Annotated in this window: 16 protein-coding genes; 2 read left to right on the forward strand and 14 right to left on the reverse strand. The window is 58.2% G+C overall.

The genetic code is table 11. The annotated features are described in order from the left end of the window. Positions 1-8: 8 nt before the first annotated feature. From menE to menF, 6 genes are all read right to left on the reverse strand, one after another. Positions 9-1,394 (reverse strand): o-succinylbenzoate--CoA ligase, encoded by a 1,386-nt coding sequence (gene menE / locus M2406_RS17845; RefSeq protein ID WP_259190913.1) that lies wholly within the window; start codon positions 1,392-1,394, stop codon positions 9-11. After that, a complete protein-coding gene (menC, locus tag M2406_RS17850) occupies positions 1,382-2,365 on the reverse strand; it encodes an o-succinylbenzoate synthase (protein WP_135345128.1) in 984 nt (327 codons plus the stop codon). The genes menE and menC overlap by 13 nt, the downstream gene beginning before the upstream one ends. Further along, complete coding sequence (menB, locus tag M2406_RS17855; protein WP_012145996.1) at positions 2,365-3,222, reverse strand: 1,4-dihydroxy-2-naphthoyl-CoA synthase; 858 nt, start codon at positions 3,220-3,222, stop codon at positions 2,365-2,367. The genes menC and menB overlap by 1 nt, the downstream gene beginning before the upstream one ends. Before the next feature lie 11 nt (positions 3,223-3,233). After that, positions 3,234-4,004: a 2-succinyl-6-hydroxy-2,4-cyclohexadiene-1-carboxylate synthase gene (gene menH, locus M2406_RS17860; RefSeq protein ID WP_126501786.1), complete on the reverse strand. Its 771-nt coding sequence runs from the start codon at positions 4,002-4,004 to the stop codon at positions 3,234-3,236. Continuing rightward, on the reverse strand, positions 4,001-5,674 hold the full coding sequence (menD, locus tag M2406_RS17865; protein WP_259190917.1) for a 2-succinyl-5-enolpyruvyl-6-hydroxy-3-cyclohexene-1-carboxylic-acid synthase: 1,674 nt from the start codon (positions 5,672-5,674) through the stop codon (positions 4,001-4,003). The genes menH and menD overlap by 4 nt, the downstream gene beginning before the upstream one ends. A 252-nt stretch (positions 5,675-5,926) precedes the next feature. Beyond that, positions 5,927-7,219, reverse strand: coding sequence for an isochorismate synthase MenF (menF, locus tag M2406_RS17870; RefSeq protein ID WP_259190919.1), 1,293 nt, complete (start codon positions 7,217-7,219; stop codon positions 5,927-5,929). Between the two features lie 286 nt (positions 7,220-7,505). Between menF and M2406_RS17875 the strand changes: the two genes are divergently transcribed. Then, positions 7,506-16,148, forward strand: a complete 8,643-nt coding sequence (locus tag M2406_RS17875; RefSeq protein WP_259190921.1) for a GH36-type glycosyl hydrolase domain-containing protein — start codon at positions 7,506-7,508, stop codon at positions 16,146-16,148. A 42-nt stretch (positions 16,149-16,190) separates the two neighbouring features. Here M2406_RS17875 and elaB read toward each other — a convergent pair whose 3' ends face one another. The 3 genes from elaB to idnO all read right to left on the reverse strand — a co-directional run bounded on the left by elaB (position 16,191) and on the right by idnO (position 18,407). Continuing rightward, complete coding sequence (gene elaB / locus M2406_RS17880) at positions 16,191-16,502, reverse strand: stress response protein ElaB (RefSeq protein WP_012146001.1); 312 nt, start codon at positions 16,500-16,502, stop codon at positions 16,191-16,193. 85 nt (positions 16,503-16,587) lie between these two features. Next, entirely contained in the window at positions 16,588-17,619 is a 1,032-nt protein-coding gene (idnD, locus tag M2406_RS17885) for an L-idonate 5-dehydrogenase (protein WP_189636465.1), read from the reverse strand. 23 nt (positions 17,620-17,642) lie between these two features. Then, positions 17,643-18,407 (reverse strand): gluconate 5-dehydrogenase, encoded by a 765-nt coding sequence (gene idnO / locus M2406_RS17890; RefSeq protein ID WP_017893482.1) that lies wholly within the window; start codon positions 18,405-18,407, stop codon positions 17,643-17,645. Between the two features lie 270 nt (positions 18,408-18,677). On the opposite strand from idnO, the gene M2406_RS17895 reads away from it, so the two are divergent. Beyond that, complete coding sequence (locus tag M2406_RS17895; protein ID WP_012146004.1) at positions 18,678-19,661, forward strand: substrate-binding domain-containing protein; 984 nt, start codon at positions 18,678-18,680, stop codon at positions 19,659-19,661. A 1-nt stretch (position 19,662) separates the two neighbouring features. Here the strand turns inward: M2406_RS17895 and M2406_RS17900 are convergent, their stop codons facing one another. The 5 genes from M2406_RS17900 to M2406_RS17920 form a co-directional block, all read right to left on the reverse strand. Further along, the gene (locus M2406_RS17900) at positions 19,663-20,157 is read right to left on the reverse strand and encodes a DUF1097 domain-containing protein (protein ID WP_259190927.1); all 495 of its coding nucleotides are present in this window, start codon (positions 20,155-20,157) and stop codon (positions 19,663-19,665) included. 261 nt (positions 20,158-20,418) lie between these two features. After that, positions 20,419-21,663, reverse strand: coding sequence for an MFS transporter (locus M2406_RS17905; protein ID WP_017893485.1), 1,245 nt, complete (start codon positions 21,661-21,663; stop codon positions 20,419-20,421). A gap of 148 nt (positions 21,664-21,811) precedes the next feature. Next, positions 21,812-22,675 (reverse strand): DMT family transporter, encoded by an 864-nt coding sequence (locus M2406_RS17910; protein WP_115184162.1) that lies wholly within the window; start codon positions 22,673-22,675, stop codon positions 21,812-21,814. Positions 22,676-22,775: 100 nt separating this feature from the next. Continuing rightward, entirely contained in the window at positions 22,776-23,201 is a 426-nt protein-coding gene (locus tag M2406_RS17915) for a cupin domain-containing protein (RefSeq protein WP_017893486.1), read from the reverse strand. Between the two features lie 90 nt (positions 23,202-23,291). Further along, entirely contained in the window at positions 23,292-25,121 is a 1,830-nt protein-coding gene (locus M2406_RS17920; RefSeq protein ID WP_259190931.1) for a thiamine pyrophosphate-binding protein, read from the reverse strand. Positions 25,122-25,442 lie beyond the last annotated feature (321 nt).

Raw genomic sequence — 25,442 nt, forward strand, 5'->3', positions numbered from 1 at the left:
GGCCATTTTTATTGAGCCGAGATCTGCTCCGCCGCCCATTGCTGCAACTGACGGCGCGAAATCTTGATACCGCTGGCCTTCAGCTCATTCGGCATCGCCAACAGCGCCATTGGCCGCTGGAAGTTCACCAGCCGGTCTTGCGACCAGGCCAGCAGCTCGTCCAGCGACAGAGACTCCTCACTGTCGATCACCGCGACCGGCCGTTGACCAAACTCGGCGTCATCGACCGGCACCACCACCACCTGTGAAATTTGCGGATGGGCCGCCAATACGCGCTCAATATCCTCTGGCTGAACGCCTTCTCCGCCGCTGAAAAACAGGTTGTCCAACCGGCCGATAATTCGCAGCTCACCCTGCTCCATGACGCCACGATCGCGGGTATGGAACCAGCCCTGATCATCGACAATCGGCAGCAAGCGGCCCTGTAGCCAGTATCCCAGCGCCAGACTCCGCCCGCGGATCCACACTTCTTCATTCACCAGCTTAATTTCCCGACCGGCCAACGGCAGCCCAACGCCCGGCCGTGCATCGGCACGCTTGGCACACACCGTGGAAGCCAGTTCGGTCAGCCCATAGCCGCACCAGCAGCGGATACCCGCAGCCTCTGCCTGTTTGGTCAGTTCTACCGGGATCATCGCGCCCCCCAGCAGCACTTTTTTCAGCGTCATGGCTGCCAGCGGCTGTGCCAGCAGGCGCCAGAGCTGCGTAGGCACCAGGGATGCATGAGTACAGCCCGCCAGAGCATCGGCCAACGGATGCATATCACGGACCACCAGCGTGGCCCCTGCCAGCAACCAGCGCCAGACAATGCCTTGTCCGGAAACGTGAAATAAGGGTAACGACAGCAACCAGCGATCCTGCGCCTGGAAATCCATCAACTGCAGTACGCCTTCGGCACTGGCCAAATGGCCGGCGTAACTGTGTGCGGCCGCTTTCGGTCTGCCGCTGGAGCCGGAAGTCAGGGTCAGGGTCGCCAACCGCTGAGGATCCCAGCGCGGCGGATTCAGCCAGCGGGATTCGGTAGACGGGGGATTTAAACGGATGATCCTGGTCGGCAAGGCTGGCAGTTGATCCGGGCTGAAGGCAAAATCGATATCCAGCTCGGGCAACAGCGTCGCCAACAGAGAAACGGGTAACGTCGGATTCAGCGGCAGCAGCCGCGCACCGCACTGCAACAGCGCCAGATAGGCCAGCAACAAGGGATAACTGTTCTTGCCGAACAACGCCACGCCACAGCCTGGCTCCACCCCCTGGTGCTGAAAATCCGCCGCCAGCTTATCCACCTGACGGCGTAACACCAGCCAACTCACCGGCTGATGGCCGACAACCAGCGCCGCCGCCTGCGGACGCCGCTGCGCCCAATGTCGCCACGGCCAGTCATTCAACTGCGCCATAAACACTCCAACTCTTGCGTCTCCAATAACGGCAGCCGGCTATCCGGCCAGCGTCGCAGTAATTGCGCCTGCATCAAATCCAGCGTGTCTAGCCCAGGGACGGTCGTCGGCGTCAGCCAGTGCGCGATGCGCGCCAACTGCGTCAATCCCAGGCTGGACTCAATGCTGGAACTGATCACCGCCGTTAATCCCACCGCATGGGCCTGCTCCACCAACGAACGGCAACGGGCCAGGCTGCCGACCAGCGTCGGCTTAATCACTATCGCTGCCACGCCCGGCTCCGCCTGCACCACAAAATCCGCCTCGCGCACGCTTTCGTCCCAGGCAATGGCAATGCCGGTCGCCTGAGCGAAATCCCGTGATTCATCGCGGGTTTTGCAAGGCTCTTCAAGGAAAGCAATGCGATCGCGCACAGCCGGATTGACGTATTTGGCAAACCCATCCGCTTTGGCGCGTGTCCAACTGCGGTTAGCGTCCAGCCGCAGCCTGAGATCCGGCAGTGCCTCCAGCAGCACGTTGACAACCATGCCATCACGCACCGCTTCATACAGCCCAACCTTCACCTTGGCGACCTTCTCACCCGGCAAAGCAGTCAATACCTCGAACAGCTCATCAGGGTCGCCGGTGCACAACGGCGCTTTACGGTAATCAGCCTGCTGCGGCAGCCGCTGTTCCAGCTCCGCCACTGCGCAACTGGTACCGAATGCCACCGAGGGTAACGGGCTTTCGGGTGGCAATACCCTACTTTGCCAGCTCTGCAGCCAGTTCAGCGCGGCCTGTTCAGCCTGCGCCAACGTTTCCTGGCTGAATTCAGGCAACGGCGCAATCTCGCCCCAGCCTTCTTGCTCACCCTGCTGCAGATGGATCAGCAAACCATCTCGGGTTTTTAGCCGCTGATTGCGCAACACAACGCCCGCGTCCATTGGCAGGCTGTAACGGTAAAGGGCCGCGTTACGGGGGGTTGTGTTCATTACGGGTTACGCTTGAATTTGCTGAAGTCCGGCTGGCGCTTTTCGTTAAACGCGTTGCGCCCTTCCTGGCCTTCGTCAGTCATGTAGAACAGCATGGTGGCGTTACCCGCCAGCTCCTGCAGACCGGCTTGACCGTCACAGTCGGCATTCAGGGCCGCTTTCAGACAGCGTAGCGCCATCGGGCTGTTCTGCAGCATTTCGCGGCACCAGCGCACGGTTTCTTTCTCCAGATCGGCCAAAGGCACCACGGTATTGACCAGGCCCATGTCCAAAGCCGCAGCGGCGTCATACTGACGACACAGGAACCAGATTTCGCGAGCCTTCTTCTGACCCACGATGCGCGCCATGTAGGAAGCGCCCCAGCCGCCGTCGAAAGAGCCCACTTTCGGGCCAGTCTGGCCGAAAATAGCGTTGTCCGCCGCAATGGTCAGGTCACACATCATGTGCAGTACGTGGCCGCCACCGATTGAATAGCCTGCCACCATCGCCACTATCGGCTTTGGACAGGTACGGATCTGGCGCTGGAAGTCGAGCACGTTCAGGTGATGTACACCGCTGTCATCCTGATAGCCGCCGTAGTCGCCGCGGACTTTCTGATCGCCGCCGGAGCAGAAGGCTTTGTCACCGGCACCGGTGAGGATAATGGTGCCAATGCCGTCGTCGTAACGGGCATTGGACAGCGCTTCAATCATCTCCTTTACCGTGTGCGGGCGGAAGGCATTACGTACCTGTGGACGGTTGATAGTGATTTTAGCGATGCCGTCGCTGGACTTGTGATACAGAATATCTTCGAAATCGCCGGAGCAATCCTGCCATTCGATAGCGGCATACAGCTGTTCTTCATTTGGATAGAGCATGTTCGGTTCCTTTAACCAGGGTTAACGAGAAAATTGCGCAGCTCGGCGGCGAACGCCTGCGGATTGGCCAGGTGCGAGTTATGCCCGGCCTGCGGCACGATGCGCAACGGCAACCCGGCGTCGCGCGTCAGCTGCTGAAATTTGTGATCGTCGGCGCCGCATAACACCACCAGCGGCACCGCCAGTTGTTGCAGCTGCGGCGCCAGACAGGGCTGCCTGCCCAGCGAAGTGGCTTCGAGCATGTCCGCCACGGCCGCGCCAGCGTTGTCAGAGCGGGCATCGATCAGCGCATCACGGTGCACCGCACTGAGATTGGCGAACACCGGCTGTTGATACCAGTCCGCCAGCACCTGAGCGAGGGGTTCTCGGCGGAAACGCTCAGCCCAGGCCGTATCATGCGCCAAGCGCTGTTCGCGCTGTGCGGCATCGGCCAGCCCTGGATTGCCACCTTCGATAATCACGCCCTGCAGGCCCCGGGGTTCACCGTGACAGGCGTGATACATGGCAATACGTCCGCCCAGCGAATACCCCACCAGCCAATAGCGTTCGATGCCATGCATCTGCAAAGTAGCGCTGATCTGCGCGCTGATATCGTCAAAACTCGTGCAGACGACCGCAACGGAATCGCCGTGGCCGGGCAGATCTATGGCCAACGACGGCCATTCAGGACAACGCGAAGCGATCACTCGCCATTCATTATTATTGCCCAACAGGCCGTGTAACCAGATTAGCCATGGGCGATCGGCTTCGCCCTGTTGCAATACTTTTGTCGCCAGCATCATTGCTCCGTCATCTGTTGCACCAGATGCTGCAGCGTCTGCGCACCATCGCTCGGCGGCACCTGCAGCTCAATCAGCGTAGCGCCACCGTGACGCCAGCCCTGTTCCACCGCCTGCAGCAATTGCCCCCAGTTTTCCGGGCGGGCATAAGCCAGGTTGAACATCGCTGCCGCATGGCTGAACTCTACGTTCTGCGGCATGCAGTAGAACCGTTGCCGGTCTTCTTCCGGCGTTGGCAACAGTGAGAAAATCTGGCCGCCGTTATTATTAACCACAATCAGCACCGTCGGCGCAGAACATTGGCGCAGCAGCGCCAGCGCGTTCAGGTCATACAGTGCCGATAAATCTCCCACCACCGCCAGCGTCGGTTTGGCGGTGGCCCGCTGTACGCCTGCGGCAGTGGAGATCAGACCGTCGATGCCGCTGGCACCGCGGTTGCTGAATACCGGGTAACCGGCCGGCAAGCGGGTCAGCGCATCAATCAGACGAACGATCAGGCTGTTGCCGAGGAACAGTTGGCCGTTTTCCGGCAGCAGTTCCGGCAGGCGATGCGCCAACTGCGCCTCGCCAAAGCGGTTAACTAAATGGCCGGAGACGGCATCCAGCGCGTTGTCCGCCAACATCGTCAGCTCATCCGCCCACGGGGTTCGCGGCTGAGCCGGATGCAGTTCGAGCCACTGCGCCACGCTGGAACGGATCCTGCGCCCGCGATGGTGCGCCGGATCGAGACGCCCCGGTAAATCGTCGATCAGCCAATACTCTTGCGGCTGACACTGCTCTTGCCACTGCAGCAGGCGCTTGCCGGTCAGGCTGCTGCCGAACTGCACCACCAATTGTGCCTCGGCCAGCCGTTTTTGCGCCTGCGGCTGGGCCAGCCATAAATCGGCACAGGGCAGCGGCTGCCCGGTCTGGGACAGCACGTCGCCAATCAGCGGCCAGCCAAGCATCTCGGCCCACTGCGCCAGATGTTCGCCCTCTTCCGCGCTCATCCGCCCCGCCACTATCACGCCGCGCTTTTGCCGCCAGAAGAACCAGTCCGATTGCTTGAGCACCTGGTGCGGATCCATTTCACGCAGCCAGGGGTGGCTGCCTTGCCACCAGTCGCCGAGCGTCGCCGACCAGTCGGCATACTGTTGCTCATCACCGCCGTACAAGGGTTCGGCAAACGGGCAATTAATGTGTAAAGCGCCGTGCTGCAGGCGTGCCATCGCGCTGTCGACGGTGGACACCAACCAGCGAGCAGGGATGTCCGTCGTCGGCCGCGGCAGATCAATACTCAGCGCCGGATGGCTGGCATACAGGCCGTTTTGGCGGATCGCCTGATTGGCACCGCAGTTGATCAGTTCAGGCGGCCGGTCGGCGGTGAGAAACACCAGCCGTTCACCGGTCAGCCCGGCTTCGATCAAAGAGGGATAAAGGTTAGCGGCGGCGGTGCCGGAAGTGACGATCACCGCCACAGGTTCGCTCGACGCCTTCGCCAGGCCGAGCGCCAAATGGCCCAGCCCGCGCTCATCAAAATGGGTATGGCAGATAAAAGACTTGTTGGCCGCCGCGGCCAGCGTCAACGGCGTAGAGCGCGATCCCGGAGCGATACAGACATGTCGCACTCCATGGCGGGCCAGCGCTTCCAACAGCAACGCCGCCCACCGGCGATTAAAAACACTTGTCGACATAATTCGCTCACAAGTCGGTTAACAGAATCGTCCCCTGGCGCCCGCCAATCGACGGCATGCCAAAAATGATGTTCTGCATTATATGAGTAGTTATCTTTACGACTTTTGCGCCAGCGCAAAAACGCCGTATATCCCGGTGACTTTATGGTAGACAATTAATTGATTTAGAACAAAAAATAAACATAAAAATCACAAGCAGTTTACACTCACCGCGCCATTCGCTCAATAAATCCGGAGCATAAGCAGGGAAATTCAACGCAATGGCTCTGGCAGCAGTAAAGTCAGCAGCCCGGCGGCCTTGTTTTCGATTTCCTGCCACTCTGCCTCGGCGTCAGAACCGGCCACAATGCCGGCACCGGCATAGAGTCGTAATTCCTGGTCGTCAATTTGCGCGCAGCGCAGCGCTACGCAAAACTCACTGCGGGAGGAGGAAAGATAGCCGGCAGATCCGGCATACCAACCACGGGGGAAAGGCTCATGTTGCAAAATAAACTCGCGCGCAGCCTGACGCGGCAACCCGGCCACCGCCGCCGTGGGCTGTAACCGCTGCAGGCAATCGGCATCGTCGTTATCGTTGAGCCGGCCTTCAATACGCCGCCGCAAATGCTGCACCTTACGCAAGCGCACCACTTCGGGCGGCAACACATCCACCGCGTCGGCGCCGCCTTGCAGACGCTGGCAGATATCATCCACCACCAGCAGATTCTCATGCTGGTTCTTGCCGTCCCGCAGCAACCACTGCGCCAGCGCCTGGGCCTGCGGCCGATCGGGGTGATTGGCGACGGTGCCCGCCAGCGCTTCGGTCAGCAGATGGCGGCCGTTTCGCAGATACAGTCTTTCCGGGCTGGAGCCGAGAAATGCGGAATGTGCATCAAAGCGCAGCATAAAGTGGTAGCATCGGTGGTTCACGCTGCGGCTGGCATCCATCATCGCCGGTGCAGACAGCGGACAATCCAGCGTCAGTAACGTACTGCGCGCCAACACCACCTTCTCCATCTGTTGCCGGCCTATCGCTTTCAGCGCGTCTTGCAGCATGATTTCCCATCCAGCCCGTTCCGGTCGATGCTGCACCTTTGCCACCTGCGCCTTTAATGGCGTGATGGGCCTTGCAGCCGATACCTGCTCCAGCCAGCGGCCGGCAAACGCCGCATCTTCACGCAGCGAGCTTTCAGAAAACAGATTCAGCGTTAATTGTGTTTCACCGTCACGGCTCAGAATTTCCAGACGGGGCAAAAATAAATGCGCCACGCCGTCAAAAGCATTCAGTCCCCAGACTCGCGCTCCCTCATGCGTCCTGAGAAACGCCTGTGCCTGTCGTGGCTGGGTAAACTGACGCACAGAGCCGCAGACCGCCGCTTCCTCATGCCCGTCGCGATGACGCCAGTAAAACTGCGGGAATGCCGGTTGCACCGCCAGCCATTCCAGCAACCGGGTGGCCAACGGCGCCGGTACGGGCAGTGCAAGCTGCAGGAAACCGCCATCAGAAGGCAAATGTTGCTCAAGCTGCTGGCGTAACCGCCTCAGCAATCCCGAAAGTTGTTCCACGACCACCTCAATAACCAAGCTTAATGTAGGGAATTATACGGCAAATCAAGCCAGAACGGCGGAAAAATAGCGTTGGGAGTCAACGTCAGTAGCGGCCAATTGTTTATTAAAATTAAACAATTAGTTCAAAAAACGGCCAGCATGGGATTATGCAGCTATACTGAGAAAGCATGTTCCTGCCTGCTGTGAACCCAAGCCAGATCTACCCGGCGCAAAAAACAGGATATTCACGATCTCCCAGCGGTTTCACCGGCTGTCCTTTGGGTCAGATGTAAGGAGCTTTTGTGTGAAAGAAATACTAATCAATTGGTTAAAAAAGAAACGCAAAACAACCAAAGTAAATTCGTTGCCTGTCCGGCGTGCCAAAGGTGAGCCGGAACCGACAGGTGGCACCATCAAGGCCGAGCTGTTTTCTGTCGACCAAATGGAGCGTTATGGCCAGCGTCTGGCGCGCTCCCACAAGCTGGCGACACGCAAAACCCCCTACTATTTGCTGAAGCGGCTGGACGATAACGAACGCGTTCTGGCTGAAAGCTGTCACCAACTCAGCAACGGCAAGAAAGCCAGCATGACCCCGGCCGGCGAATGGCTGCTGGACAACTACTATCTGATCGAAGAACAAATCCGCGTTGTACGCCACCATCTGCCGAAAACCTTCGGCCGTGGCCTGCCCCAACTGGGCGCGCCGCATAACTGCCCGCGCATCTATGACATTGCTGCCGAAGCCATCGCACACGGAGATGGCCGCTGGGACGCCGAAAGCCTTACGCGCTATATCGCCGCCTATCAAAAAGAAGTTAATTTGACGCTGGGCGAGCTTTGGGCGCTGCCCGGCATGCTACGCCTGGCGTTGATCGAAAACCTGCGGCGCGTCAGCATTGAGGTGGCCCAGGCCCAGCAAGAACGTAACCTGGCCGACAGCTGGGTGACTAAAATGCTGGAGTCAGCGGAAAACGATCCGGCCAACCTGATCGTGGTGATTGCCGATATGGCGCGCTCCAATCCCCCACGCACCAGCGCCTTTGTCGCCGAGCTGGTTCGTCGCCTGCAAGGGCACGGCACCATGCTGGCGCTGCCGCTCACCTGGGTCGAGCAACGTCTGGCCGAGGTCAGCCTGACATCGGATGAATTAATCCACCGTTTTAACCAGCAGCTCGCCGTCAGCCAACTGTCGGTCAGCAACAGCATTTCCGGCCTGCGCCAGCTCAGCGAAATGGACTGGGCCGAATTTGTCGAAACCATGAGCCAGGTCGAGCAAACCCTGCGAGAGGATCCGGCCGGCGTTTACCCTTTGATGCACTTCAACACCCGCGACAATTATCGCCACGTGATTGAGATGCTGGCGCGGCACTGCCCGCACAATGAGGTGCAGGTCGCCCAACAGGTACTGAATATGGCGCGCGTGGCGTCAGAAATTCCGTCCAGCGATCCCCGTTGCAATCACATCGGTTACTACCTGATTGACGATGGCCGCCCGGAACTGGAGCAGCAGCTTGACGTACGCCTGGGCCGTATTACCCGGCTGCGCCATGCGTTAAATCAGGCACCCTTACTTTCCTGGCTCGGTAGCCTGAGCCTGATTACCACCGCTTGCTGCGCCGAACTGCTGCGCCACGCTTACAGTACCGGCATCAGTTGGGGGCTGGCGCTGTTGTTTTTCCCCATGGCGATCGTCATCAGTCAATTCGTACTCAACCTGCTCAGCGAGGTCACCACCCGCAGCCGCACGCCGCAGCCGTTGCCCAGGCTCGACTTCTCCTGCGGTATTCCCGCCGAATTCCGGACTCTGGTGGCCATACCGACGTTAATCGACAGCAAAAGCGGCATTGATAAGTTGATCAATGCCCTTGAGGTTTGTTACCTGGGCAACGCGATGAAACACCTGCACTTTGCCCTGCTTACCGACTTTATCGATGCGCCCCAGCAGCAGCATGCGGACGATGCCGAACTGCTGGCCTATGCCAGCCGACAGATGGAGGCGCTGAACGGGCGCTATCCTTGCGAAGGCCCCAGCCACTTTTTCCTGTTTCATCGCAACCGCGAATGGAACGAAAAACAGGGCGTGTGGATGGGGCTGGAGCGTAAACGCGGCAAACTGAACGCGCTGAACGACTGGCTGCGCAACCGCGGTAACGCCTTCTGTACCCAGATTGGCGACGGGCTGGAGGTGCTGAAAAACGTCAAATACGTCATCACCCTGGACAGCGATACCGTCCTGCCGCGTGAAAGCGCTCACCAGTTAATCGCCGCCATGGCGCATCCGCTCAACCAGCCGCAGTATGACGCCCGTCAGCAGCGGGTGGTGGAAGGTTACGCCATCCTGCAACCGCGCATGGCCGAAGAGATCCCGAGCTATGGGCAAGGCCGCTATGCCGCACTGTGCAGCAGCACGCCGGGCAATGACCCCTATACGCTAATGGCCTCGGATATCTATCAGGATCTGTTTGGCGAAGGCTCGTTTATTGGCAAGGGCATCTACGACGTGGATGTGTTCTCGCACAGTCTGAAGGGAACCTGCCCGCCGAACCTGGTACTGAGTCACGATCTGCTCGAAGGCTGTTATGCCCGTTCCGGCCTGTTGAGCGACGTGCTGCTGTACGAGCAGTATCCCAGCAACTATCTGGTGGACGTCGCGCGCCGTACCCGCTGGATCCGTGGCGACTGGCAACTACTCAACTGGCTGCTGCCACGGGTGAAAACAGAAGGCGGCACCCGCACCGCCAACCCACTGAGCACCCTGTCGCGCTGGAAACTGTTCGATAACCTGCGCCGCAGCCTGACGGCGTCCAGCCTGCTACTGTTGCTGTTTTGCGGTTTCGTCTGGCTACCGAATACCCGTTATTGGCTGGCAGTGTTCGCCATTATTCTGCTGCTCCCTACCCTGCTGGCGCTGGCTCAGGATATTGTGCATAAACCACCGCGCAGACCTTTCCTGCAGCACCTGCGGCTGGCGCTGAACGGCTCGCTGCACCGCCTGGCACAGGTTGGGCTGCGGTTGGCGACGCTACCGCATGAAACGCTTTACAGCCTGAAAGCGATTGCCGTCACCCTCTGGCGGCTGCTGATCACTCATCGCAATCTGCAGGAGTGGACCAGTTACGATCAATCCAAAAACCGCCAACAGGTCACGCTGGAAAACTTCTACCGCGCTATGTGGATTAACCCGGTGACGGGCCTGACGTTACTGTTTTTCACCGTACTGCATAACCCGATGGCGCTGCTTATCACACTGCCCTTCGCCGCCCTGTGGATCCTGGCCCCCTGGCTGCTGTGCTATCTCAGCCACGAACCGCAGCGCAGCAAGACTGCCATTAACGAAGAACAGCGGCGCTTCCTGCGCCATACCAGCCGCCAGACCTGGGATTTCTTCAATACCTTCGTCAACCAGCAGGAAAACTGGCTGCCGCCGGATAACTACCAGGAAATACCGGAGCCGGTCGTCGCGCACCGCACTTCACCGACCAATATCGGACTGTCGCTGCTGGCGAATCTCACTGCCTATGACTTCGGCTATCTGACGCTCAGTGAAGCACTGCGGCGTATCGAGTTGACGCTCAATACTCTGGACCGCATGGAACACTACCGCGGCCACCTGTACAACTGGTACAACACTCGCACGCTGGAGCCGCTGAACCCGCGTTATATCTCCAGCGTCGACAGCGGCAACCTGGCCGGTCATCTGCTGACGCTCAGCGCCGGCCTGCCGGCTCTGGCCCACCAGCCGGTCATTGATCCGCTACGGATACTGACCGGGCTGGGCGACAGCCTGCAACTGCTGGAGCAACACTGGGGTGACGCCGCACCGAAGAACCTGCCAAAACTACGCAACCATTTTGAGCAGGCGCACCACTGCCATCCCGCCGCCCTGCTGGCGGAGCTGAATGCCATGCGAAATTACAGCAATGGGCTGCAGGAACCGGCGCTGAATCACGATGAAGAAACCAAGCGCTGGGCCGGTGCGCTGCATCAACAGCTCAACGAGCTTTGTGCCGAATGGGCGCTGTGGTTCGGTTGGTTGAACGACGGCCTGTCCGAACTGGAACAGGTGCCCAGCCTGCACTGGCTGGCAAACCCACCGGAAACATTGAGGCTGTCGCCAGAGCAACAAAGCCCGTTCGACGAGGCTTGCGCCCTGGCACAGGAGCGACTGACCCAGTTGTACAGCCTGCAGCAGCGGCTGGAAAAAATGGCGCAGATGGACTTCAACTTCCTGTATGACGAATCGACCCATTTACTGACCGTCGGCTTTAACTGCGATCAAAACCGCATGGACGGCAGTAAGTACGATTTGCTGGCCTCGGAAATCCGTCTGACCAACTATGTCGCCATCGCCACTAACCAGGTACCCCAACGCAGTTGGTTTGCGCTTGGCCGCCTGTTCACCCTGATCGACCATAAAGCGGCATTGATGTCGTGGAGTGGGTCGATGTTTGAATACCTGATGCCCCAGTTGGTGATGCCCGCCTATCCTGACTCGCTGCTGGTGCAAATGTGCCGGGCGGCGGTGGAGCGACAGATTGCCTGGGGCAAGGAGCGCGGCGTGCCCTGGGGCATTTCCGAATCCGGCTATTTTGGCTTCGATGCCGATCAAAACTATCAATACCACGCCTTTGGCGTGCCAGGGCTGGGCCTGAGGCGCGGGCTGGGTGACGATATGGTGGTTGCGCCTTACGCTACGGTGATGGCGCTGATTGTTGACCCGGACGCCGCCTGCAATAACCTGGTCACGCTGGAACAAAATGGCGCCAAAGGCCGTTACGGTTTCTACGAAGCGCTGGATTACACCACCGCTCGCCTCAGCCGTGGCCAACTGTACGTGATTATCCGTTCTTATATGGCGCACCATCAGGGCATGAGCTTCCTGGCCCTGTCGCACCTGCTGCTGGATGCACCGATGGTGGCGCGCTTCGCCAACTATCCGGCATTCCAGTCGACGCGGCTGCTGTTGCAGGAACGGGTGCCGGATGCCGTTGAGCTTTACAGCACCCGCCGCCACTTCGAAACGCACGAAGGCACCATTACCCCGGCCAGCTTCGCCGCACGCGAATTTAACCGGGTGGACACGCCGATCCCGGAAGTGCAGTTGCTATCCAACGTCAATTATCACCTGATGCTGACCCAGGCAGGCGGCAGCTACAGCCGCTGGCAAAACCTGGCGCTGACCCGCTGGCGCGAAGATGCCACCTGCGATAACTGGGGCGCCTTCTGCTACCTGCGCGATCCGCAAACCGGCGAGGTATGGAGTAATACCTGGCAACCGATCGGCGGGGCTGCCAAGGGCTACAGCGCCGTGTTCAACGATGCCGGTGCCGAGTTCCAGCGCCAGCAGGGGTCGCTGTCGGTCAAAACGCAGATCGTGGTCTCGCCGGAAGACGATATCGAGCTACGCCGTGTGACGCTGGTAAACCGCGGGAAACAGCCGCGCACTATCGAAATCACCAGCTATGCGGAAGTGGTGCTGGCACCCGCCGGTAACGATCTGGCTCACCCGGCCTTCAGCAATCTGTTCGTACAGACCGAACTGCTGCCGGATCAGGAGGCTATTTTGTGCCACCGTCGCCCGCGCGAACCCCAGGAGAAATGCCCGTGGCTACTACACATGATGACGGTACAGGGCCGCACCAGCCAAACGTCGTTTGAAACCGACCGTGCCAAGTTTATCGGCCGTGGCCGTACCCCGGCCAACCCGCAGGCGCTGTATCAAAATGCGCCGCTGAGCAACAGCGCCGGTCCGGTCATTGACCCGATCATCGCTATTCGCCAGCGCGTGGTATTGGAACCGAACGTACCGCTAACGCTGGATATTTTCTATGGCGTCTGTGAAGACCGCGTCAGCAGCCTGGCAATGCTGGAGAAATACCGCGACCGTCATCTGGCGGATCGCGTGTTTGAACTGGCCTGGTCGCACAGCCAGGTAGTGCTGCGCCAACTGAACGCCAATGAGGAGGACGCCAATCTGTTCAACCGCCTGGCCAGCGCGGTGGTGTTCCCGGCGCAGGAAATGCGTGCCGCCAGCAACGAAATCATCCAGAACCGCCGCGGCCAGTCAGGGCTGTGGGGACATTCGATCTCCGGCGATCTGCCTATTGTCCTGCTGACCGTCACCGACGGTGAGAACATCGAACTGGTGCAGCAACTGATCCAGGCGCACAACTACTGGCGTCTGAAAGGCCTGCAGGTGGATCTGGTGATCCTCAACGAAGACGTCGGCGGCTACCGCCAGGAGCTGCAAAATCAGATCATGAGCCTGATCGCCGCCGGTATGGAGTCCACCCAGACCGATAAGCCCGGCGGTATCTTCGTACGCACCAGCGAGCATATGTCACCGGAAGATCACCGCCTGCTGCTCAGCGTGGCACGAATTTATCTCGACGATCGGCGCGGTGGCCTGACCGAACAGCTCAACCAGCGCCTGCAACTGCCGCAGGTCCTGCAGCAACCGCTGTCGCCGGTCACCGCCTCGTCGAAACTGGCAACGGTGGATAATCTGCCGCGCAACCTGCATTCACCGCAGCTGCCCGCCATCGACGCGCTGCAGTTCTATAACGGCCTCGGCGGTTTCTCGGAGGATGGTCGCGAATATGTCATTGCGATGAATGAAAGCAAGATCACCCCTGCGCCCTGGTCAAACGTGATCGCCAACCCGATGTTCGGCTCGGTGATCTCGGAAAGCGGCCAGGCCTACACCTGGTACGAAAACGCCCATGAATACCGCCTGACGCCGTGGGATAACGATCCTGTCTGTGACCGCAGCGGGGAAGCCTTCTATCTGCGTGACGAAGAGAACGGGCATTTCTGGTCACCGACACCGCTGCCTGCCCGCGGCCGCGGCCACTATCTGACCCGTCACGGTTTCGGCTATAGCGTGTTCGATCACCGCGAGAGCGGCATCGACAGCCAGCTCACCGTGCTGGTGGCCAAAGAGGCACCGGTAAAACTGTTCCTGCTGACGCTGACCAATACCTCCGGGCGTACCCGCAAGCTGTCGGCCACCGGCTACGTGGAATTTATCCTCGGCGATCTGCGGCAAAAATCGGCTATGCACATCGTTACCCAGGAGGCTACGCTCGATAGCGGCTGCGGCATCCTGGCCACCAACCATTACGGCGGCAGTGGTTCGGAACGAACGGCTTTCTTCGGCGTGACCGGTGCGCACTGTTCTGTCAGTGGCGATCGGCGTGAATTCGTTGGCCGCAACGGATCGCTGACCAGCCCGGCGGTGCTGAAGCTGCGGCGGCTGTCCGGCAAGACCGGCGCGGGCATGGATCCCTGCGGTGCGGTCCAGTCGGCCATCAGTCTGATCGATGGCGATCAGCGCAGCTTTGTCTTCGCTCTGGGCCTTGGACAAAACGCCGATGAGGCCGAAGCGCTGTTGCAAAAATACCTGCGGGAAGACAGCCTGCAGGATGAACTGCAGCAGGTCGCGGCACATTGGGACACTATTCTCAACAAGGTGCAAATAACCACGCCACAGCCGGCCGTCAACCTGCTGGCCAACGGCTGGTTGCTGTACCAGACCCTCTCGTGCCGCATTCAGGCACGCAGCGGTTACTATCAATCCGGCGGTGCCTTTGGCTTCCGCGATCAATTGCAGGATACGCTGGCGCTGACCCATGCCGCGCCTGAGCGCCTGCGGGAACAGATCCTGCTGTGCGCCTCACGCCAGTTTGTCGAAGGCGACGTACAGCACTGGTGGCATCCACCGCAGGGCAATGGCGTACGCACGCGCTGTTCGGATGACTATCTGTGGTTGCCGCTGGCGATTTGCCACTACCTGGACGCCACCGACGATCAAGCCATTCTGGAAGAACAAGTGGGCTATCTGGAGGCGCGCAAACTGGCGCCGGGCGAGGAATCCTCTTACGAACAACCGGCGCCTAGTGCGATACAAGAGACGCTGTACCAACATGGCGTGCGGGCGTTGAAGCACGGGCTGACCTTTGGTGAGCATGGCCTGCCGCTGATGGGGGCCGGTGACTGGAACGACGGTATGAATATGGTGGGTCTGGAGGGCCGCGGCGAGAGCGTGTGGCTCGGCTTCTTCCTGTTCCATATTTTGCAGCGCTACGGCGCACTGGCGCAGCGTCGTAACGACGCCGAACTGGCCGCGCAGTGCCGTCAACAAGCCGCCACTCTGCGCGATAACCTGCGCGATCACGCCTGGGATGGCGAATGGTATCGCCGGGGCTATTTTGACAGCGGGGAACCGCTGGGTTCCCATGAATCGACAGAGTGCCGTATCGATGCCATCGCCCAGAGTTGGTCGGTGCTGTCCGGAGCCGGTGATGAGCCACGCAGCCTGCAGGCGATGCAATCGCTGGATAAACATCTGGTCGACGACCAGGCCGGGCTGATCAAACTGCTGACGCCGCCGTTTGACGGCAACGGCCCGAATCCGGGCTATATCCGCGGCTATCTGCCCGGCGTGCGCGAGAACGGCGGCCAGTATACCCACGGCGCGGTATGGGCCGTGATGGCCTTTGCCGAAATGGGCAATATTGAACGCGCCTGGGAGTTGATGGCGCTGATCAACCCGATCAACCACAGCCTGGACAGCACCGCAGCCGAACGCTACAAGGTCGAGCCTTACGTGGTTACCGCCGATATTTATGCGGTAGCACCCCATGTTGGCCGCGGCGGCTGGAGTTGGTATACCGGATCCGCCGGCTGGATGTACCGGCTGATCGTCGAGTCACTGCTGGGGCTGAAACGCCATGGGGATCGGCTGACCGTCAACACCCGTCTGCCAGCGGACTGGCCGCAGGTGACGCTTAACTATCGGGAAGGCGGCAGCGAGTATCAATTGACCGTCCGTCAGGGTCAGGGGGCGGCACAGGTAACTGTCGACGGTGAAATACAGCCGGAGGCGGTGATAACGCTGGTAGACGATGGCAAAACCCATCAGGTAGAGGTGACGCTGGGGCAATAAACATCGGGGCGCGGCGGTGGCCGCGCCCAACTTCCAGGGAGCTTATTTACGTGACAGCAGCAAGCCCAGTACCAGACCGACCGTCGCACCAATACCCACGCTGTGCCATGGGTTTTCACGCACGTAACCGTCGGTGCGGCAAACCGCGTCCTTGGCTCGCGCATAGTAGGACTCGGTCGTATCAGCCAGTCGCGACTTAACCTCGCTCAATGCCTCTTCGGCATGTGACTTGATGTCGATATAGGCCTGATCGGCGCGATCGCCAGAGTATCTCAACACTTCTTCCAGCGTGTCGCTCAGCATTCTAAGATCGTCATCGAGCGTGGTTTGATCCCTATCCGTATTTCTCGCCATGTTAAGTTCTCCGTGATTAAAAATGATACGGTCCTTAACTATAGACAAGGATCGCCGCTCTTCGCCATCAGACTATTGGCTAAAATCAGAACACCAACTGTACTTTGGCCGCCTGACTCTTGTCACCGGCAAAGGCCAACGCCTGCGCCAGTTGCTGGTTATCAAACTCGGCAGACAGCAGCGGCAATGGATTGACTGTCCCCTCGGCCAACCAGGCCACCGCCAAATCAAACTCTTCAACAAAACGGAACGAACCCAGCAGGTTCAACTCTTTGGCGATCAGCAACATCAGCGGGAAATCCGGGAAGCTGCCCCCCATGCCCACCTGTACTACCGTGCCTTTGGCCCGGGTGACTTCCAGGCAGCGCTGCAATGACGACGGATGGCCAGAGACTTCAAAAGCGATATCAAAGTACCCCTTTTCCTGCTGGTAGAGGCTAAAGTCGTCATTGCCGGCATGCAGACAACGGGTTGCCCCCATTTTCTGGGCAATATCCAGGCAACGTGGGCTGAGATCGGCACAGACAATTTCGCTGGCGCCCAGCGCCTTCAATGCCGCCACCAGCAGGCAGCCAATTGGGCCAACGCCGGAAACAAACACCTTTTTCCCTGTCACTTCGCCGGGCTGCTTCGCCGCGTGTATCGCCACCGCCAGCGGTTCGGCAAATACCATCACCTTTTCATCACGATCGGCGTCAAAGGCAATACACTGCGCGCTATCGACCACCTTGTACTGGGTGAAGGCACCGTCAACATGCGGGAAATACATCGCGCTGCCGAAGAAACGCATCTGAGTACACTGGTTTTGCTGACTTGCCAGACAATACTTGCACTGGCCACAGGGTTTGCTGGGGTTTAACGCCACCTTCTGACCCACCGGCAGGCGGGCAGTATCACTGGCCACCACTTCACCGATCACCTCATGGCCGAGCACCATCGGCTGACGCACCTGGAAACTGCCGACTTTGCCTTCCTGGTAATAATGCAGGTCGGAACCGCAGATGCCGCCACGGGTGATTTTCACCAGCGTACCGATCCCCTGATAATCCACTTCCTGCTCCACCACCGCCACGTCATATTTGCCGTTTACCACGCAGGATTGGGTTTGAATTCTCATCATGATTTCTCCTGGGCAAGCGGCTATACCGCCGCGGACATGCCGCCATCGACAAACAGCAACTGGCCATTAACAAAATCGGAAGCCTGGGACGACAGGAACACCGCCGCACCAATCAGCTCTTGCGGGTCACCCCAGCGGGCGGCCGGGGTGCGCTTGGTCAGCCAGGCGGTAAACTCCGGGTTGTCCACCAGCACCTGAGTCATTTCGGTTTTGAAGTAGCCCGGCGCGATGCCATTAACCTGAATGTTGTAACGCGCCAGTTCAACACACATGCCCCGCGTCAGCATTTTTACCGCGCCCTTGGAGGCGGCATACGGGGTGATAGTGTCGCGGCCCAGTTCGCTCTGCATCGAGCCAATATTGATAATTTTGCCGCTTTGGCGTTGTACCATATGGCGAGCTACGGTTTGCGACACTATAAATACCGCCTTCTGGTTGACGGCGATAATGTCATCCCAGTCTTTTTCCGGGAACTCGGTAAAGGGATGACGCCGCTGGATCCCGGCGTTATTGATCAGCACGTCAATGCCGCCGCTTTCCGCTTCGATCTGCTCAATGGCGGCATGGATAGCCTGCGAGTCGGTGACGTCAAAAGCCGCAGCATCGGCGCGAAAACCTTCGCGTCGCAGTGTTTCAACGGCGCGCTGGGCGTTTTCCTGCGTGGTGGCATTAACCAGAATATGGGCGCCATACTGCGCCAGCCCACGAGCCAGCAAAAAACCAATGCCGCGAGAAGCGCCGGTAATCAGTATTTTTTTGTTATCCAGTGAAAATAAATTGTTCATAACGTTCCCCGGCGATGTCATTTGGATAGGATTGACGCCTATCTCAGCGGATCATCGCCGGTAAAAACGTGATAAAGATCACTTAAAATCGTGTTACTAAAAGCTGTTACCTTTAACGTGAAGCCACGCATTCCAGCGTGCCCGATAATTAATTCATTTCATTGAAAAATAGGGGTTTTATACTTTATAACGTCGATTGTTATCGCCAGATCGATTTGTTAACATGGCAGAATTCGCGATCTCTACGCCCCACGCTGTTAAGGCCCCTAAATGAAGAACCAACGCGTCACGCTGCAGGATATTGCACTGCTCGCCGGTGTGACCAAAATGACCGTCAGCCGCTATCTGCGCACGCCGGACAAGGTGGCTGCCGAAACGGCTGCGAAAATTGCCCAGGTGATGAAAGAAGTTAACTTCACCGACAGCGATGAGGCGCGATCGTCCCAAAAGCCGCGCATCGGCGTGCTGATCCCCTCCTTCAACAACCAGATCTTTGCCGATCTGTTGGCCGGCATCGAATCCATCACCCTCGAACACGGCTATCAAACTCTGGTGGTTAACTATGACTACAGCCGGCAGCGGGAAGAGGAACAGATTATCCAACTGCTGGCCTACCCCATCGCCGGGTTGATCCTCACCGATTCGGAGCACACTCTGCGGGCGGAAAAATATCTGGCGGCAACCAAAATCCCGGTGGCGCAGGTGATGAGTCTTGAAGGGCCAGAGGGGCGGATCGCCGTGGGGTTTGATAACTATCAGGCGGGTTTTGACATGACCGAAGCGCTGCTCGCCAGCGGGAAACGCCAGGTGGTTTACTTTGGCGCCATGTCCGACGCACGCGACACCAAGCGTTTCCAGGGCTATTGTCGGGCGATGGAAAATCAGGGACTGACGCCACGGCAAATCACGCCGCATCGGGTCTCGTCGGTCTCGGTCGGTTCTGACATGCTGGCCATGGCCCGCCAGCTCTACCCCAGTCTGGACGGCATTTTGTGCACCAATGACGATCTGGCGGTTGGCGTGTTGCAGGCGTGTCTGCGGCTCGGACTAAAGGTGCCACAGGACATTGCGCTGTCAGGTTTTCACGGTCTGGATATTGGCAAGGCCACCACGCCGGGCATCGCCAGCGTGATCACCCCAAGGTTTGATATGGGCAAAGTCGCCACAGAGATTTTACTCAAACGCATCAAAGGGGTGCCGTGCATCGAGCGCGTTGACCTGCACTACCGCATTTCACTCGGCGGCACCATTTAAATCAGCGGTTAACATGCTCGGTAACAGCGCCAGCTTGTTTGGGTTTCTCATTGCGTGCCGCCAGCCAAAGACCGCTGTTTTTCATCGCGTAGCCGAACACCAATCCCACCAGTAGGGAGAGGGTCACCAGCGACCAGTCGCCGCCACCGGCGAAGGTGGCACAGGCGCCAATAAAGGTGCCGGGCACAAACCCCAACCACTGCTGTTTTGCCTGGATACACATCAGGAAAGCCACGGCGCCGGTCAGCAGGTAGCCGAGGATGCTCAAGCCTGGGGCCAATTCGCTGCCGTGAATAATCACCATTGCCCAAAATACCCCGCTGCCACAGGTTAGCAAGCTTATCAACAACCCTTTCAGCCCACCCTGCGGGCAAGCAAAGTAGGCCGTGCAGCCGAGGAAACCGGCCCAGCTAATCAACCCCAGGCTGACGGCCACCCAGCCCCAAACGCCGGAGAGGATCCCGGTTGTCACAGCAATGGCAAAAATAACGTTCATAAACCGACCCGCAGCAGAGAAAGCGCGCAGTTTACTCGAAAATCGGCATTTTTATGTGATGTATTCCACATAAAATATGTAATAAGAAACAAGAGAATTACAGGCATGTGGAATTTGTCACAAAAAAAAACCAGCGTGGCAAGCACGCTGGAAATGACACACAACAACACCAGGGAAATCGGCTCGCCACATTGCGCAGCGAGAACATATTTATTTCAAGTTTCAGTCAGCAAGACTTCCGCTTAAAAGAACAAGAATGTTTCAACGCGGGAAGCCCGCACGGGTCACCATGAAGCTCAGAATCAAGCACACCACGGCACTGACCATAAATAACAGGTTGACCGCCAGATGCAGGCTGGCATGGTCAATCACTACCCCCAACAGAATCGGTACCCAGTTGGCGATATAAGCAATAACATAAAACAGCGAAATCAGTCTTGCATGGCTGGCCTTCGGCGAAATCAGGTTCACCAACGTGGCGCTGCCGACAAAAATTGCCCCGTAGGCGTAACCCGCAATCACCATACCGACACTGGCCAGGGCCAACGAGTGAATTTGAATCGCTTCGGCGAACACCACCACCGACAACGCCTGCGCCAGACAGCCAAACATCAGCGAGTGACGTGCATTAACACGACGGCTCAGGATCTGGCTGATACCGGCAATCACCAGGTAAACCGCGATCACGTAACCATAAATACCGCGGCTGTGCATGCCAAGCAGCTTTTCCGACACGCTCGGGCCAATCGCCAAAATGCTGGCAGCCACCGCCCAACAGATAAACAGTGCACCGGCACACAGGTAGAACTTGCCACCGGTCGCACGCAGGCCGTCAGCCAATGAGCTTTTTTCCGCTGCGCCATCAACCGCCGCCGCCCCGCTTAACGGCGCGACCACCACTTCAACCGGCCATTTCAGCATCACGCCCAGCGCGGCCACTGCCGCCACCGCCATAATGATAATGAATGGCAGCGAAGTGGTATGGAACCCGGTTTGCAGCGCCACACCGCTGAAAATCGGCCCCAACGCCAGGCCAGTGGTAAACGACAGTGTGGCAATCAGCGCCGCATTTTTACCGCCGTCTTTCGGCCCAAAACGCACCAGCGCAATATTGGCCGCACCGGTTAATGCCCCGGTGCCGATCCCGGCCAGCAAACGCGCCATAAACATCATCAAAAACGAATCGGCCATCGAGAACAGCAAAGCCCCGGCCAGCACCACCAGCAACGCCGGCACAATCATGCTGCGCAAGTCTTTGACCTTGCCGGCCATGTTGCCCACGCCGAACAGTGAGATCAGTACGCCAGCGGCATAGGCGCCATAAATGACCGTCAGGCTGACCGAGCTTAGCGCCAACTCATGTTGATAAAGCGGATAAAGCGGCGTCGGCGCACTGCTGTTGAGCAATGCAGACATTAATGCCAGCGCTAAAAACAGCAGAATGGCAAAATGCGACGTGCCCGAATTCGCTTTAGCCGCTTCATCAACAGCCACACCTTCAGACATTTTTCTCTCCCGAAACAATCTGGATAAACACCAAGCCCTGAAACCAAATTCATCAGGAAACGCGTTTATCATACCTTTCGGGTATAACCGTCAAAATAGCCAAGAATGCATCATAGTGATTCATTAATGCATTCTGTTGAATGCAAAATTACACGGCTTCAGCCTTGGTGACCTTCGCCGGGGCGCGTTTCAAAATAGCCAGCGCACCGGAAAGAATAATCAACGCCATGCCGCCCGCGGCAATATAAGACAGTTTCTCGCCAAACAGCAGATAACCGAGCAGCGTGGAGAAAATGATGGTGCTGTAGGACAGAATGCTGACTATCACCGCATTACCGCTGCCATAGGCACGGGTCATGGTGATTTGCCCCAGGCTGCCGAACACGCCGATAGCGCAGACGCACAGTATCATGCCGCTATCCAGCGTACTGAACCCCACCACCGTGGTCATCACGGCGCCCACTATCGTGCCCACCAGTGAGAAGTAAAACACCACCCGCAGCTCCGGCTCGCCCGTGCGCACCAGCTTGCCGACGTTAAAATAGGCCAGCGCCGTCAGCAGGCCGGAAAGCAGGCCAATCAGCGTGGCGGCATACTCACCATTCGGCGTATCGGGCCGCAGCAGCACCAGAATGCCAATAAACCCCAGCAGCACCGAGAACAGCAGTTTGCCGGTCAGCTGGCCTTTGGAGGTGACAAAGGCGATCGCCGACTGAAAGATCGGGTTGGTGTAGCCCAGCGTAGTGGCGGTGGCGATCGGCAAATGGATCAGCGAGTAGAAGCCACAGTACATTGCCGCATTGCCGATGGCGGCGCGTTTCATATGCAGACCCAGATGCCGGGTGCGAAAACCGAGGTTTTTAACCTGAATTAACGCGGCAACGATCAGCACGTTAATCACAGAGCGATAAAAAATGATGTCGAAAAAGCCGACTTTGGCCGAAGCCAGTTTGATGCTGGCCCCCATCAGCGCAAAGAACCCGCTGGCGACAACCATCCACAAAGCAACCATGATTTCCTCGGAGTGCCGCCCCAATGGGCGACAAAAATAAAACGGGGCGAACCTATTCGCCCCTACGGCAACAGCATCGCGGTGTGAAAGACGACGGCTATTATTCGGCGGCTTTCACCGTCAACGGCTTGTTATCGGCACAGGCGAAGAACACCAGCATTTCGGCCCCTTTATCGCCGGAAACGCCCTGATGCACGATATCTACCGTATCGGTAAAGGAGTCGCCCTGCTTAAAGGTGTGCTTCACACCGGTTTTCTTTACCGTCAGCGAAACGCTGCCGCCGGTCATATACACCGCGCTGATGCACGGATGGGTATGCCAGGCCAGCACCTTGTTCGGTTCCACGGTGACTTTCAGCATGGTGATCTGCGGAGCACCGGCCGGATAGTGCTGGTACGGCGAACCTTCCCACGAGGTCTCGGTTTTCAGCAGGGTTTCTTTGGTAATGCCTTCGCCGTGGTCGTCAGCGGCCTGTGCATAGCCCTGAAAGGCCATCATTAATGCCAGAAGTGTCAGTTTATACATCGTTATCGCTCCATGACTACTGTAAGTAAAATAGAATGGCGTGATACAAAGGACAATAATGACGACTCCCGCAATAACAGGGCTACGTCGTTACAAGCCTTTGATACGCTGCTCGTATTCTACGATGCTCTCGGCATAGTAGCGATTAGGTGCCACATGATTTCCAACCAACACTTCTATCAGGAACGGACCTTCGTGCTCAGCCGCCGCGACCAGTGCCTCATCCAGCTCTTCCAGCGTTGACGCCCTGGCAGAAGAAACCCCCAGACTGTTGGCGAAGGCCTTCCAGTCGTGGTTTGGCAACGCCGTGTAGTCCGCCGAGACGCCGCGGTTCTGCAAGGTGTCGATATGCATCGCCCCGTGGGCGCAGTTGTTCATCACCACAAAGGTCATTTTGACCTGATAACGGGCCGCGGTCTGGATCTCCATACCGTGCATCAACATGCATCCGTCGCCGGTGACCACCACGCAGTCGCGGTGCGGTGCCGCCAGCTTGATACCAATGCCGGCACAAATCGCCCAGCCCATCGGTGCCAGGGAACTTGAGGTATGGTAATCACCACGCCCGCTGGCCAGCCAATGGTGCGCCATAAAGATGCGGTGTGCGCCGGAGTCGACCACTACGTTGGTGTCCGGGCCCATCCGGCTGCGAATGCGTTTGATGGCGTCGCCGGGGTACATATTGGCTTCACCCAAGGCCAGGCGCGCCTGTAAATCGGGCTGCTGTTGCTCCAACGGCAGTTGGCGCACCTGTTCAAGCCAGCCATTGCGCAGGCTCTTGATGGCGACCAGATGCTGATCTTCATCGCTGACCGCATCCAGCAGGTGCCGCAGCGTATCGGTCAGGCTGGAGAAAATCTGCATGTCCGGCTGATAATGCGAGCTGACCTTGTCGAAATCTTCATCGATCACCACCAGCGTTTTGGTGCCATGCAGCCGTGAATTCCAGTTCAGGCTGTCGCGCTGGTTGAGATCGCAGCCCAGCACCAGCAGCACGTCGACCTCGTCGCCATTGATGGTTTCCACCGCCCGGGTATGACCGGCGAAACCATACAGCCCCAGCGCCAGCTCGTGCCCTTCGGGAAAAGCGCCCTTGCCGGACAGCGTAGTGGCAACCGGCAAGCGGTATTTCTCCGCCAGGCGCAGCAGCAGTGCGGCATCCAACGGATTATTCATGCGGTTACCCACCAGGCAGGCAACGTTCAGCCCGCGCAGCAGATAATCATCCAACACCTGCTCCAGCGCCTGTTGGTCGATCGCCGCTTCACGGCACTGTGGCGTACGCTGTGGGCTGGCTTCATAATTGCCGGCCACCGTTTTCTTTTGCATATCGACCGGCACGCTTAAATAAGCGCGGCCTTTACGCTGGGTGTTCAGGCAGGACAAACTGCGCCGCAGCTCGTGCTGCAACGTAAGATTATTTTTCACTTCTATCGCGGCGGAAAGCAGCGGTTTGACGATAGTCAGCTCATCAATGCCGCTATTGCTGCCGTCCTGGAAAGCGCCCTGCGCTTCATGATAAGTGGCGATACCGCCGGCCAGATACAGCACCGGGATTTTATCGGCCTGGGCCGCGGCCATCGCCGGCAGGAAATTCATGGTGCCGGGGCCGGAGATGCCCAAACAAACGCCAAACTTGCGGCTGGCGCGGGCGTAGCCGTCGGCCATAAAGCCGCAGGCGGTTTCATGAGCGCCGACGATGCCGCTAATGGCTGAATGTTCAATGGATTTAATCAGTGGGTACACCAGCTTGCCGGGTACCAGGAATATGTGCTGAATGCCGCGTGCTTCAAGACCCTGGATAATCACATCAGCGTTTGTTTGCTCCGCCGCTTTCGTGCCGGGCGTGGCAATAACCCTGACACCATCCGCAGTTGCCAGTGCTACGGGGGTGTATAACTTCTCTGCGTGAGACTCCATTTTTAATGTCCAGTCGTGGTTGGCCAACCTGATTCAGAGTCGATCCCACCAGGCTGTTAGCCAACAGAGACAGGCTCTCATGCGCATCTGCTTTCGCGTTTAGGGTAACATTGGCACAAAACGTGCGCCAGATCACAGCATAAACGTTGATAAGGATAAAGATTGTCGGGTAAAAATAAAGATGCAAAATCGCTTCACGTTAATGCATTTATTCATATCCTGAAACATAATAAATAATTATGATACCAGCCCTGACTTGTCGCCTAAACCCGTGCCCGTAAGGTTGCGCAAGAATGAACACCAACAAGGCCGATAAGCCAG

Source organism: Serratia sp. BIGb0163 (assembly GCF_024809935.1).
GTDB lineage: Bacteria > Pseudomonadota > Gammaproteobacteria > Enterobacterales > Enterobacteriaceae > Serratia > Serratia quinivorans.